Below are 12,336 nucleotides of genomic sequence, written 5' to 3'. Positions count from 1 at the left end.
CCCACCCCGGCACGGCCCGACGGCTGCCTTACAGGCAATACTAGTCCATGACCCTGCGCATTATCATTGCCGACGACCATCCGGTCGTACGGATCGGCACGAAGGCCGTGATCGAATCCAGCGGCGTTGGCCAGGTGGTGGCCGAGGCCAGTACTGTCGCCGAATTGATGGCCGCGCTGTCCGATCACCCGTGCGATGTCCTGGTCACCGATTACTCCATGCCCGGCGGCCAGCAGGCCGATGGCTTTGCGATGATCGCCATGATCCGCCGGCGTTTCCCCACGTTGCCGGTGCTGATGCTCAGCGTCTCCAACAACCTGGCGATCCTGCGCATGGTGGTCGCCACGGGTGTGCTCGGCCTGGTCGACAAGACCTCGTCGATGGACGAGTTGCCGCTGGCGATCCAGACCGTGCAGCGCGGCATGGCCTACGTCAGCCTCACACTGAAAGAGCGCATTGACGCGATCGGCACGAACAGCGTGGAAGAAGGCGAGGCCAAGCCGCTATCGCCGCGCGAAGTCGAAGTACTGCGCCTGCTCGGCAGCGGCATGACGGTCAAAGAGATCGCCATGCATCTGCACAAGAGCGTGAGCACCATCAGCCGCCAGAAGGGCGATGCGATGTTGAAGCTCGGTCTGAAGGGGGATGCCGAGCTGTTCGATTACCTGCGCGACGGCGAACGCTGATCGCCGCCGTCCTGCGGACGGCACCTCTGCTTGCGTCACTGCACGCGCGATCCACACCGCCCTTTCAATGGCGCTGCGTCGTGCCTGATGTGTTGCGCGCGCATCTAACAGATCGCGCATGAAGAGTTCCCCGGAATGTGGCCGCATTTATGTACTGCTCAGTTTGATATTCAGGGCTAATTGGGGTGACTAACGGATAATTCACACCTGTCGCCAGCAGCGATCTCCCTCCCCTCTGCTGGCGGACAAAACCAAAAAATACAAAGGTGTCCCCGATGATGAAGACTTCCCTGCTTGCCCTGGGTCTGCTCGCTGCACTGCCGTTCGCTGCTTCGGCAACCGATGGCCTGTCGTACAACTATGTTGAAGGCGGCTACGTGAACACCGATGCCAAGGGCGGCGACGCCGACGGTTGGGCGGTGAAGGGCTCGGTCGCCGTGGCGCCGAACTTCCACGTCTTCGGTGACTACAACGCGCAGGAAACCAAGCGCGGCAGCAATGATGTGGATCAGTGGAAGGTCGGTGTCGGCTACAACTACGGCATCGCCCCGACCACCGATCTGGTCGCCCGCGTTGCGTACCAGAAGTTCGATCCGAAGCACGGTCTGGACTTCAACGGCTACTCGACCGAAGTCGGCGTGCGCAGCGCGTTCACCCCGAACTTCGAAGGCTACGTGATGGCCGGTTACGAGGATTACACCAAGAAGCACGGCATCAACCCGGACGGCGAGTTCTACGGCCGCGTCGGCGCCCAGGCCAAGCTCAACCAGAACTGGGGCCTGGCCGGCGAAGTGAAGCTGGCCAAGGGCGGCGACAAGGAATGGTTCGTCGGTCCGCGCTTCACCTGGTAATACGCACGACGCAATACCGCGGTACGTTGTTGGATGGCGCGGTCTCTCTCCCCTGCGCCATGAAGCCCGGCTCACGCCGGGCTTCACTTATATGCAGCACCTGGCGACACCCTCGTCGGTACGCCACGAAACAACCCGGCCCTGCGCCGGGTTGTTTCGTTCTGGCGGTGACCAGGTAGTTCAGGGGCATTGTGGATCGGGTGCTGTCTCCGCTCAGGTCTACCGCGAGCGTAAGGGTCCCCTATCGGCGGGCAGGCCCCTTGGCAAATGTCCCCCGGCCGACGCCTGACGGCGACGGCCTCCTCCTTGATTTTGCCCAGGGACCTACCCGCCGATAGGGGACTCAGCGTGCGTCAGGCGTGCGGGAGACCGTGCCTTTCTGTCGGCGCCAAGTGGTCTGGATACGTGGGTCGCGATGGCCTTGTGGGCGAAATAAAGGAGGAGGCGGCGGCCGCAGGTCGACGCCGGGGGACATTCGCCGGCAAGGCCATCGCGGCCCAGCGCCCGACCCATCCACCGCCACGCCTGAAGAGGCTCATAGCGCGCTTCATGCCTGCAACGCGGATGGAAGAAGAACCAAAAAAAACCCCGGCGCTTGCCGGGGTTTTTCGTGCATCACTTGAACAGCGTGTCCGGATACTCCGGCTTCTGTTCGCGTGCCAACAGCGCACGCAATCCCTCTTCCGGCGTCTGCTCACCGTGCAGCACCGCGCGCACCCGATCAGAGATCGGCAGGTCGATGCCGTGACGCCGCGCCTGGCGCATCACCTCATCGGCAGTCTGCACCGATTCCACCACCTGGCCGATCTCACGCACCGCATCGGTCAACGTCTGGCCGCGGCCCAGGGCCAGGCCCAGGCGTCGGTTGCGTGACAGATCGCCGGTGCAGGTCAGCACCAGATCGCCCAGACCGGCCAACCCCATCAGGGTTTCCGGCTTGGCACCGATCGCCGCGGCCAGCCGCAGCATTTCGTTGAGGCCACGGGTGATCAGGCCGGCACGGGCATTGAGGCCCAGCTGCATGCCATCGGCGACGCCGGTGGCGACGGCCAGCACGTTCTTCATCGCACCGCCGAGCTCGGCACCGACCATGTCATCGCCGGTGTAGGCGCGGAACGCCGGACCGTGCATGGCATCGGCCACCTGCTGGGCGAAGTCCGGCGCGTCACCGTGCACGGTGATCGCGGTCGGCAGGCCCTGGGTGACTTCCTTGGCGAACGACGGACCGGTCACCACCGCCAGCGGCACGTCCGGCCCAAGGACCTCACGCGCCACTTCGTGCAGGAACCGACCGGAGCCTGGTTCGAAGCCCTTGGTCGCCCAGGCCACGCCGGCATCGGCCGGCCGCAACGGTGCCAGCGCACGCACGGTTTCACCGAAGGCATGCGAGGGCACCACCACCAGGATCCAGGCAGCGTCCTTGACGGCAGCGGCCAGATCGGTGGTCGCGCGCAGCGACTCGGGCAGCGGAATGCCCGGCAGATAACGGGTGTTCTCGTGGCGCTGGTCGATGGCCTCGACCATCGCCGCATCGCGCCCCCACAGCACGGTCGGATGACCATGCCGCGCGAGCAGGCTCGCCAGGGCGGTGCCCCAGGAGCCGGCGCCGAGAACCGCGATTTTGTCTGCGTGGTTGCTCATCCGTACTGCAGCGCCGATCAGGCGTTGCCGGCCGGCTCGGAATCGGCGAGCGAGGTCTCGCCCTGTTCCTGACGCTGGCGCAGGGTTTCGGCGTACAGGCCTTCGAAGTTGATCGGCTGCAGGAAGAACGGCGGGAAGCCGCCGGCCTGGATCAGCTCGCTCACCAGCGAACGCACGTACGGGAACAGGATGTTCGGGCACTGGGTGCCGAGCAGCACGTCGATCGACTGCGGGTCCAGGCCGACCAGGCCGAACACGCCGGCCTGCTGCACTTCGGCCACGTAGGCGGTCTTCTCGCCGGCCTTGCAGGTCAGGGTCACGGCCAGCACGACTTCGAAGGCGCTCTCGCCCAGGCGCTGCACGCGCTGGTTCAGGTTGAGCTGCAGTTCCGGCTGCACGGCGTCATTGAAGACGGCCGGAGCGTTCGGCGATTCGAACGAAACGTCCTTGACGTAGATCTTCTCGACGGTGAACGAGGGACCGGTAGCGGCGTCGACCGGCGCGACGGCGCCGTTGGTGTTCTCTTCGGACATTTCCTGTTGCTCCAAAAATGAATGCTGTAAAAACGGATTGTTACATGCCCTGCGATGGGGGCGCTGTGGGCCGCGCACAAGGCGTGCGCTGCCATCCGAGGGGGATCAGTTGCGGCCCTTGACCAGCGGCAACTCGGCCTGCTGCCACGCCGGGATGCCACCGTCGAGCACGTTGACCTGGGTGAAACCGGCCTTCTTGAGCGCCTTGGCGGCCGTCTCGGAGGCATTGCCACTGCGGCACACCAGCACCACCGGGCTCTGCTGGGCCTTGGCGACCAGCTTGTGCTCCGGACCGAACTGCGCCGGCTGCACGTTGCGGCTGCCCGCGATATGGCCCTTCTCGAAATCGCTGCTCGAAGACAGATCGACCACGATGGCGCCACCGGCATTCATCAGCTGGGTCAGTTCCGCTGGCTTGAGCGACTTGAAGCCGCGGAACAGGCGGCGGACTTCGGTCACGATGATGGCCACGGTCAGGCCGACCAGGGCCATCGACAACATCGGGTTTCGGCCGGCAAAGGCCAGCAACTCTTCGTAATTCACTAAGATCACGGGTCGATAAGCGGGCGCCGATTGTCGCACATGCGGGCGAATCGGCGTCCAGCCCCGTGCGGGCGGGGGGTCAGCGTTCCTGCCAGAGGTCCGGCAGGCCGTTGGCCTGGAGCCAGCGCTTGCCCTCGGCGTCCCAGCGCCAGATCTCCCGGACCCGTACCGTCCGCTCGGACTGGGTGTTGTTGTTGATCACCCGCACCTCAGCGTTGCGCCCGACCCGGCCATCGGGCAACGGCACGTTGTCGCCGGCGCGATAGCTGGAGATCTTCACCTGCTCGAAGCGGCGCAGTTCCAGGTCGGTCATCGGGTGGGCGCGGGCATAGTCGGGATCCAGGTAGGGCAGCGCGTCCTCGACGGTGCCCCAGCGCATCGTGGCGTCGTACTTGACCTGGGTCTCCTCCAGTTCCTTGCGCTGCTTCCTGGTGGTCTTCTGCTCGGCGGCCAGTGCGCTCACGCTGGTCAGCGCGAACAAGGCGATCAGCAGGATCTGAAGCGTACGGCGCATGCGAATTCCCCAATAGGCAAGGCGCCCATCCTACCGCCTGGCGAAGGCCACGAAACGGCCGCTCAGTTCCGCGGCGGCCTTGTCGCCTTCGCCCGGCTGGCGGGCGGTGAGGCTGATGCGGGCCTTGCCGCGCTGGGCGAAGGTGGCCAGGAAGCTGTCCCAGTCGGTTTCCGCATCGGCCTGGGCCTGTGCGTGCAGATCGCCATAGACCGGGGCGAGGTAGCGGATATGGCTGTCGGCCACGTAGACATCCGCATCGAACCCGGCCAGGCGCAGGCGCAGGGTCACCAGCGCCCATCCGGACAGGGTCAGCGCCGAGGCCAGGCTGCCGCCGAAGGCATTGCCTTTGTCGTTGACGTTGGCTGCCAGCGGAGCGTGGATGTGCAGGACGCCATCGCGGTAGTCGTGGACCCGGATCTGCATGGCCGCCACCGGCGGCATGGCATCCAGGACATGCTGCAGCGCAGACAATTGCGCCGGCAGGGAATCGGTTGCGGACATCTGGCTGATCACGTCACATCGAAGGGCTCGCATAATGCCCGCAATGAACACCGAAACGAAAGTCGCGCCCTGGACCCTGATCTCGCTGCGCCCGCGTGGCCAGCATGCGCCGCTGCGCCGTGCGGCGAAGGCGGCTGGCGCCCACCTCATCGCGCTGTCGCCGTGGGCGCTGCAGGCCCAGCGCGATGCTGCCACCCACGCCGACCTCACCGCCGCGCTGGCGGCCGAGCGCGTGGTCTTCAGCAGCCCTGCCGCGGTGCAGGCCGCCGCGCGCCTGGTGGATCTGGCCGCGCCCCACCCGGGGCAGTGGCTTGCCGTGGGCGCCGGCACGGCGGCGGCGCTGCACCGCCAGGGCGCGCAGGACATCGCCGCACCGGCACGGATGGACAGCGAGGGCCTGCTTGCGTTGCCGGCATTGGCTGACCTGCACGGCCTGCGCGCGGGCCTGGTTACCGCCCCGGGCGGTCGCGGGGTGATCGCGCAGACCCTTGAGCAACGCGGTGCCCAACTGCTGCGCGCCAACGTGTATGCGCGCCAGCCGCTGCCGCTGGCCCCGCGCGCCCTGCAGCGCCTGCGCCGCGCGGCCATGCCCTGGGTGCTGGCACTGAGCAGCGGCGAGGCCCTGGCGCTGTTGCTGGTGCAGTTACCCCACGATCTGCAGGCACCACTGCGCGCCGCCACCGTGGTGGCCGCCAGCGAGCGGCTGGCCGCACAGGCGCGCGCCGCAGGCTTCGGGCAGGTACGGGTCGCAGCCGGGCCGTTGCCGGCACAGTTGGTCGCGGCTGCACACGCCGCGCTCATCGCGCCCGCATCTTCCTGAACAGGGAGCCGGGGCGGTCTTGCAGGGCCTTGGGCGGCGGGCGATGCTGTGTGCCACGTCGCTCGCCAGCCAAGCGGATTGCCCGGCGCGCGCGACAAGGATGCCCGTATGAATGACCCTGTTTCGCCCCCCTCTCCGAGCCGCCCCCTGCGCTGGATCGTGCCGATCACGGCGCTCGTCGTGTTGGCCGGCGGCGGCGCGTGGGGCTGGGCGCAGTGGCAATCGCGACAGGCGCAGGAACGACTGCGCGAAGAGAACGACCAACTGCAGGTGCAGGGCCTGCTGGACAGCGTGGAAGCACTGCGCCGCGACCAGCGTTCGACCTCCCAGCGCGTGCAGGACGCCGCCGCCACCAACCGCGTGCTGCGCGATGAAATGCTCGGCCTGAGCCAGCGCAATGCGCTGCTCGAACAGAACCTGGCCAAGCTGGCCGACAGCACCCGCCACGGCGCGCAGGCACTGCAGCTGGAAGAAGCCGAGCTGCTGCTGAGCCAGGCCGGGCAGCGGCTGGCCTATGCCGATGACGTCGAGGGCGCCAAGCGCCTGTACGCGTTGGCGTCCGCCTCGCTGGACGACGTGCAGGGCAACGAGTATCTGAACCTGCGGCAGGCATTGATGCAGGAGCGCAATGCGGTGGAGGCGCTCGGCCCCGGAGTGCGCGCGCAGACCCAGGCACGGTTGGGCCGGTTCGCCCAGGCCCTGACCACCCTGCCCGAACAGATCGACGCCCCGGCCGATACGACTGCCGGCACGCCATGGTGGCACCAAGTGCTGGCGCCGTTCGTGACCATCACCCCCACCCGCCTGCAGGGCCCGCTGACCGAAGCCGACCGCGTGGCCGCGTGGGATTCGCTGCAGCTGGAACTGACCTTGGCGCGGGCAGCGGTGGAGCGCGGCGATCAGTCCGGGTATCTCCAGGCGTTGGACCGCGTTGCACTGTGGTTGCCGCGGCTGTGGCCGGATTCACCTGCTCTGCGCGAGCAACGTGCTGAACTGCAGCAACTACGCGCCTGCGAGCTGCGTCCATCGCTGCCCGAACTGGGCAGCACCCTGCAGCAACTGCGCTCGATGCGTAACGGGAGATAATCGATGAAGCCCTTTCAATCTCTGGTGGTCCTGCTCCTGGCCGTGGCCTTGGGCGTGATCGCCTCACAGTGGCTCGGCACCGAACAGCTGCGCCAGTTCGGCGAAGTGATCTACCGCTACGGCGGCACCGACTACCGCTCCACCGTGCCCCAGGTCGCGCTGATGGTGCTGGTCGGGGTGCTGGTGCTGTGGCTGCTGTGGAGTCTGCTGGCCTCGCCGTTCCGCGCTTGGGGCCGCTACCGCCGCAAGCAGGGCCGCGCCCGCCTGACCGAAGGCCTGCAGGCCCACGAACAGGGCCACTGGCAGCGCGCGGAAAAGCTGCTGACCAGCGCCGCTGAGGACAAGGAAGTAAGCGCGGTCGCCTTGGTCACCGCCGTGCGCAGTGCGCAGGCGCGCGATGACGATGCGGCGGTGAACCAGTACCTGCAGCGCCTGGCCACCGAAGATGCCACCAGCCATGCCCTGCTGCTGGCCGAACGCCTGCTGGCACAGGAACGCCCGGTCGATGCGATCAACGTGCTGGACGTTGCCGCGATCCAGCCGCTGCCGCCGCGTGGCCTGTGGCTTCGCACCGAAGCGCTGGCACGTGCCGATCGCGCGCATGAGGCCTATGGCCAGCTGGGCGCACTGCGCAAGCAGAAGGTCCTGCCGGATGCGGCTGTGGCCGAGCTGGAAATCCGCCTGGCCGCACAGTCGCTGCTGGAAGCCGCTGACGTCAACGCGCTGGCCGCCCAGTGGGAAGCCACGCCGAAGGCATTGCGCAGCGATCCCGATGTCGTCTCCGCCTATGCGCTGCGCGCAGTGGCACTGGACTGGGACGAACCGGCCCTGCTCAACCTCGAACAGGCCCTGGACACGCGCTGGGACGAATCGGTGGTGACGCTTTACGGCCAGATGCCGGTCGAAAAGCTGGCCACGCGCCAGGCCAACCTGCAACGCTGGTTGACCACGCAGCCCGCCAGCCCCGCATTGCTGCTGGCGCTGGGCCGCATTGCCGCCCGTCAGCGCCAGCACACGCTGGCCGAGGATTACCTGCACCGCGCGATTGCCGCCGGCGCCGGCCCGGCCGCGTGGGAAGCGTTGGGCGAGGTGTTCCTGGATCGCGGCGAGACCGCGCTGGCCTCGCAGTGCTTCGCCAATGCCCTGCGCCAGCAGCGTGGGGATGACAGCGTGGCGCTGGCCCGTGCATCGACCACCACGCCACTGGACCCGATCGTGCCCGAACGCGCCACCATCGAAGAGCAATCGCTGATGGGCGAACCGGCCCCGGTGCAGGATCGCCTGCACGTGGAACGCGACGAGTTCGGCAATCCACGTCTGCCGTAACGTGCGACGCGGCACCCGGTAGTGCCGGCCGCTGGCCGGCAATGCGGAGTCCCGGAGAGGATTTGAGGAGCCGGCCAGCGGCCGGCACTACCAGAGCCGAAGGGTGCACACCTCCGCCAGATACAAAAAAGAAGGCCGCCCTTGGGCGGCCTTCTTCGTTCACTGCCGCAGGGCGATCAGCGCTCGACGATCGCCACCACGCCCATGCCACCGGCGGTGCAGATCGAGACCAGCGCGCGGCCGCCGCCGCGCTCGGCCAGCTGCTTGGCCGCCGTGGCGATCACGCGGGCACCGGTGGCGGCGAACGGGTGGCCGGTGGCCAGCGAGGAGCCCAGCGGATTGATCTTGGCCGGGTCGATCTTGCCCAGCGGCGCATCCAGGCCGAGGCGGTTGCGGCAGTAGTCTTCGCTTTCCCACGCGCGCAGCGTGCACAGCACCTGCGCGGCGAACGCTTCGTGGATTTCGTAGAGGTCGAAATCCTGCAGGGTCAGGCCGTTGCGCTTGAGCATCTCCGGCACGGCGATGGTCGGTGCCATCAGCAGGCCTTCGCCGTGCACGAAATCCACCGCGGCCACCTGCGAATCACGCAGGTAGGCCAGCGGCTCATGGCCGTGCGCGCGCGCCCATTCTTCGCTGGCCAGCAGCACCGCCGAGGCACCATCGGTGAGCGGGGTGGAGTTGGCGGCGGTCAGCGTGCCGCGCCCGGAGACCTTGTCGAAGGCCGGCTTCAGCGTGGCCAGCTTTTCCAGCGAAGTGTCGGCGCGCAGGATGTTGTCGCGCTCCACGCCGCGGAACGGCGCGATCAGATCGGTGAAGAACCCGCGCTCATAGGCGGCGGCCAGCTTCTTGTGCGAGGACACAGCCCACTCGTCCTGCGAGTCGCGGGAGATGTTCCACTCCTTGGCCATGTCTTCGCAGTGGTCGCCCATGCTTTTGCCGGTGCGCGGCTCGGCCACGCCCGGGAATTCCGGCTTGAGTTCGCTCAGCTTGAAGCCGCGGGTCAGCGCCTTGAGCTTGTCGCCGGTGCTCTTGGCGCGGTTGGCCGCCAGCAGACGCGCGCGCAGCTTCTTGCCGTAGACGATCGGCACATCGGAGGTGGTATCCGAGCCGCCGCCGATGCCCGAATCGATCTGGCCCAGCGCGATCTTGTTGGCCACCGCGATGATCGTATCCAGCGAGGTGCCGCAGGCGCGCTGCATGGTGATGCCCGGGGTCAGCGGGGACAGGCCCGAGGACAGCGTGGCTTCGCGGCCGAGGTTCCAGTCGCTGGAGTGCTTGATCACCGCGCCCATCGCCACTTCGCCCAACTGCTGGCCGTGCAGGCCGAAGCGTTCGACCAGCGCACCGAGGGTGCGCACCGACATGCCGAGGTTGCCGACGTCCGAATAAGCCGTGTTCTGGCGACAGAACGGAATGCGGACGCCGCCGAGGATGGCGACGGGACGGGCGTTGGGCATGGAGATACCTGGCATGGGAGGGGTGTCTGCAACATGGCCTGCACGAAGGAGCAGGCATAATGGGGTCAAGTGTAGCTGCCGCCCTGTGATGGGCCAACCGTGAAACCATGAGCAAACCCGACCACGGCATGAATGCCATTGGCGTACTGGCATTGGAACTGGCCGGCGGCGACGCCCCGCGCCATGCCGCGCTGTCCTCCGAACAGGCTGGTGAACTGGCCGAACGCGTCGGCCGCGATCTGGCCAAGCTGGTGCCCGGCGTCAGCGGGCTGGACTTCGTGTTCGCCGGCGCCCATTTCGATCCGGCGGAAATCCTGCGCCCGGGCTGGCCGGTGCACCGGCGCCTGGAAGAACTGCAGATGCGCGCCCCGGGCCGCAACCAGGGCCCGCGCGTGCTGGCCTTTGGTGCCGGCGCCGACGGCGATGTCCCGCTGCCGTTCCAGGCCGATGCCAGCCTCACCGGCGGCGGCCTGCGGGTCGTCCCGTTCCTGCTGACCGGCACCGAAGTCGTCCAGACCCAGGCCGTGGCCGAGGCGCTGGAAGAGCTGCTGCTGGCCCAGGGCATGGCGCAGGCCGATACCGCGCTGCAGGCGCAGAACGCCTTCGGCGCGCAGATCGAGCACGCCCGCTATTTCACGGTGAATGACCTCGCCGCGATGATGTCCATGCAGTACGACAACCAGGGCCTGGCGATTCTGTGGCCGCTGATCGAAACCGCGCTGATGGCACCGCACGTGGAAGAGTGGCTGGATGCCGCGCCGGAGCCGCTGCTTCGATACGCTGATGGCGAAGTGCGTATGGCGCTGTTCGATCCCGCCGGCTGGTGCGCGTACTACAGCCACGGCACCGGCGACTGTGATCGCCTGCAGGGCATCTACGACCAGTACCTGATCCGCCAGCGGCAGATGGCCGCCGTGCTGGAAGCGCACGGCCTGCCGGTGCTGTTCGTGCATTGCGAGGCCGGGCAGGACGCGCGCGAATTGCTGGCGCGTTAATAGGGACGGAGGTAGTTAAGCCGGCGGCTTAACTACCTCCGTCCCCGTTATTTAGAAAAAACGCCGGCGTTCGCCGGCGTTTTTTCGTCAAACACGGCCCGGATTACGGGGCCGCTTTGATCACCGCGCACGCCAGGCGTGCACCGGCATTGCCGGTCGGCTGGGTCTTGTAGTCATCCGCGTCGGCATGGACGATCAGCCCGCGGCCGATGATGTCGAAGCCATCGCCCTTGCCGATGTTGACGTTGGTCGAGACCGGGGCATCGACCACGGCGTTGCCCTGGGCGTCGGCCTTGATGTTGGGCATGTCGCCACCGTGATGCGGCTCGCTGGCGACGCTGCCATGGTCTTCCTGGCCCGGATTGAAGTGGCCACCGGCGCTGGCGCCGTCCGGCGCACTGCAGTCGCCCTTCTCATGGATGTGGAAGCCATGCTCGCTGTTTGGCTTCAGGCCGCTGACCTGGCCCTTCACGTGGACCTTGCCGTCGACGACGCTGAAGGTCACGGTGCCTTTGACGTCATTGCCCTGGGTGGCAGCAAGGTCGGCACTGGCGGTGTGGTTGGCATGGGCTTCGCTGGTCATTGCCGGCGGTGCCTCGGGGGTCGCTTCAGCGGTTGGCTGGGACGCCGTGGCTTCGGCAGCCGGGGTGGCTTCCGGGGTGGTGTCGGCCGGCTTGTTGCAGGCGGTCAGGCCGAGCGCGGCGATGGCAGCGAACAGCGTGGTGTGGATCAGGCGCATGTGGATCTCCTTGCGGGTAGCGTTGGAAGAAACGACGTCGTGGGACTGCGCGATCAGCGCACGACCCGGATGACGCCGCAGGCAATTCGGGCACCGGCGTTGCCGGCCGGCTGGCTGCGGTAATCGTCGGCGTTGGCGTGCACGATCAGCGCACGTCCGGCGATATCGGTGGCTGCGCCGCCGCCAAGGGTAACCGCTGGCAGGCGGATGTCCACGTTGACGCGGCCCTGCGCATCGGCGCGCAGGTTGTCCATGTCACCGGCGTGATGCGCACCGGCACTGTTGCGGCCATGCGGTTGCCCGGCAGGATTGAAATGCGCACCGGCGCTGCTGGCATCCACTGCACTGCAGTCGCCGCGCTCATGCACGTGGAACCCGGCCACCTGCAGCGGCTGCAGACCACCGATGACACCGGTGATGTGCACGCCACGGGCGTCCGGCACCAGCGCCAGGCGTCCACTGACCAGACTGGCCGAGGCCGGCGACAGATTGGATTCGGCCATCTGCGCGGTGCTGACCACCGGTACGACGGGGGCGACCGGGCGCGGCGGCGGTGTGCTGCCGCAGGCGGCCAGACCGACCGCGATCACCGCAGCGAGGACGACTTGGGAACTGCGCATGGGAAGACTCCTTGGTTGCAAACT

At 67.5% G+C, this 12,336-nt stretch carries 14 protein-coding genes; 6 read left to right on the top strand and 8 right to left on the bottom strand.

Features of this window, described 5'->3' with window-relative positions; all coding sequences use genetic code 11:
• Window positions 1–47 precede the first annotated feature (47 nt).
• Window positions 48–686 carry a response regulator gene (locus AC1DIQ_RS13015; protein ID WP_121044447.1) on the top strand — a complete coding sequence of 213 codons (639 nt, stop codon included), beginning with the start codon at window positions 48–50 and terminating at the stop codon, window positions 684–686.
• Between the two features lie 278 nt (window positions 687–964).
• Window positions 965–1,537, top strand: a complete 573-nt coding sequence (locus AC1DIQ_RS13010) for an OmpO family porin (RefSeq protein ID WP_183073837.1) — start codon at window positions 965–967, stop codon at window positions 1,535–1,537.
• 615 nt (window positions 1,538–2,152) lie between these two features.
• Here the strand turns inward: AC1DIQ_RS13010 and AC1DIQ_RS13005 are convergent.
• The 5 genes from AC1DIQ_RS13005 to AC1DIQ_RS12985 all read right to left on the bottom strand — a co-directional run bounded on the left by AC1DIQ_RS13005 (window position 2,153) and on the right by AC1DIQ_RS12985 (window position 5,269).
• Window positions 2,153–3,178 (bottom strand): NAD(P)H-dependent glycerol-3-phosphate dehydrogenase, encoded by a 1,026-nt coding sequence (locus AC1DIQ_RS13005; protein WP_121044455.1) that lies wholly within the window; start codon window positions 3,176–3,178, stop codon window positions 2,153–2,155.
• Between the two features lie 17 nt (window positions 3,179–3,195).
• Window positions 3,196–3,711: a protein-export chaperone SecB gene (gene secB, locus AC1DIQ_RS13000; RefSeq protein ID WP_019184891.1), complete on the bottom strand. Its 516-nt coding sequence runs from the start codon at window positions 3,709–3,711 to the stop codon at window positions 3,196–3,198.
• A 105-nt stretch (window positions 3,712–3,816) separates the two neighbouring features.
• Window positions 3,817–4,254, bottom strand: a complete 438-nt coding sequence (locus AC1DIQ_RS12995; protein WP_121044459.1) for a rhodanese-like domain-containing protein — start codon at window positions 4,252–4,254, stop codon at window positions 3,817–3,819.
• Window positions 4,255–4,333: 79 nt separating this feature from the next.
• Window positions 4,334–4,768, bottom strand: coding sequence for a hypothetical protein (locus tag AC1DIQ_RS12990; RefSeq protein WP_121044462.1), 435 nt, complete (start codon window positions 4,766–4,768; stop codon window positions 4,334–4,336).
• A gap of 30 nt (window positions 4,769–4,798) precedes the next feature.
• Window positions 4,799–5,269, bottom strand: coding sequence for a YiiD C-terminal domain-containing protein (locus AC1DIQ_RS12985; protein WP_026070058.1), 471 nt, complete (start codon window positions 5,267–5,269; stop codon window positions 4,799–4,801).
• A 43-nt stretch (window positions 5,270–5,312) separates the two neighbouring features.
• Between AC1DIQ_RS12985 and AC1DIQ_RS12980 the strand changes: the two genes are divergently transcribed.
• The 3 genes from AC1DIQ_RS12980 (at window position 5,313) to AC1DIQ_RS12970 (ending at window position 8,501) form a co-directional block, all read left to right on the top strand.
• Window positions 5,313–6,089: a uroporphyrinogen-III synthase gene (locus AC1DIQ_RS12980; RefSeq protein ID WP_461770846.1), complete on the top strand. Its 777-nt coding sequence runs from the start codon at window positions 5,313–5,315 to the stop codon at window positions 6,087–6,089.
• Between the two features lie 108 nt (window positions 6,090–6,197).
• Window positions 6,198–7,175: a uroporphyrinogen-III C-methyltransferase gene (locus AC1DIQ_RS12975; protein WP_461770847.1), complete on the top strand. Its 978-nt coding sequence runs from the start codon at window positions 6,198–6,200 to the stop codon at window positions 7,173–7,175.
• Window positions 7,176–7,178: 3 nt separating this feature from the next.
• Window positions 7,179–8,501 carry a heme biosynthesis protein HemY gene (locus tag AC1DIQ_RS12970; RefSeq protein WP_461770848.1) on the top strand — a complete coding sequence of 441 codons (1,323 nt, stop codon included), beginning with the start codon at window positions 7,179–7,181 and terminating at the stop codon, window positions 8,499–8,501.
• Window positions 8,502–8,677: 176 nt separating this feature from the next.
• On the opposite strand, the gene AC1DIQ_RS12965 is transcribed toward AC1DIQ_RS12970, so the two are convergent.
• Window positions 8,678–9,973, bottom strand: a complete 1,296-nt coding sequence (locus AC1DIQ_RS12965; protein ID WP_313219853.1) for an acetyl-CoA C-acetyltransferase — start codon at window positions 9,971–9,973, stop codon at window positions 8,678–8,680.
• A gap of 92 nt (window positions 9,974–10,065) precedes the next feature.
• Between AC1DIQ_RS12965 and AC1DIQ_RS12960 the strand changes: the two genes are divergently transcribed.
• Window positions 10,066–10,953 (top strand): hypothetical protein, encoded by an 888-nt coding sequence (locus AC1DIQ_RS12960; protein WP_478050178.1) that lies wholly within the window; start codon window positions 10,066–10,068, stop codon window positions 10,951–10,953.
• A 103-nt stretch (window positions 10,954–11,056) separates the two neighbouring features.
• Here the strand turns inward: AC1DIQ_RS12960 and AC1DIQ_RS12955 are convergent, their stop codons facing one another.
• Both AC1DIQ_RS12955 and AC1DIQ_RS12950 read right to left on the bottom strand, forming a co-directional pair.
• On the bottom strand, window positions 11,057–11,692 hold the full coding sequence (locus AC1DIQ_RS12955; protein WP_121044480.1) for a superoxide dismutase family protein: 636 nt from the start codon (window positions 11,690–11,692) through the stop codon (window positions 11,057–11,059).
• A 53-nt stretch (window positions 11,693–11,745) separates the two neighbouring features.
• The gene (locus tag AC1DIQ_RS12950; protein ID WP_259260601.1) at window positions 11,746–12,312 is read right to left on the bottom strand and encodes a superoxide dismutase family protein; all 567 of its coding nucleotides are present in this window, start codon (window positions 12,310–12,312) and stop codon (window positions 11,746–11,748) included.
• Window positions 12,313–12,336: the final 24 nt, after the last annotated feature.

The organism is Stenotrophomonas sp. 05L413 (assembly GCF_056397945.1).
The sequence above is the reverse complement of the archived record's forward strand: the minus strand, read 5'-3'. Positions and strand labels throughout refer to the sequence as shown.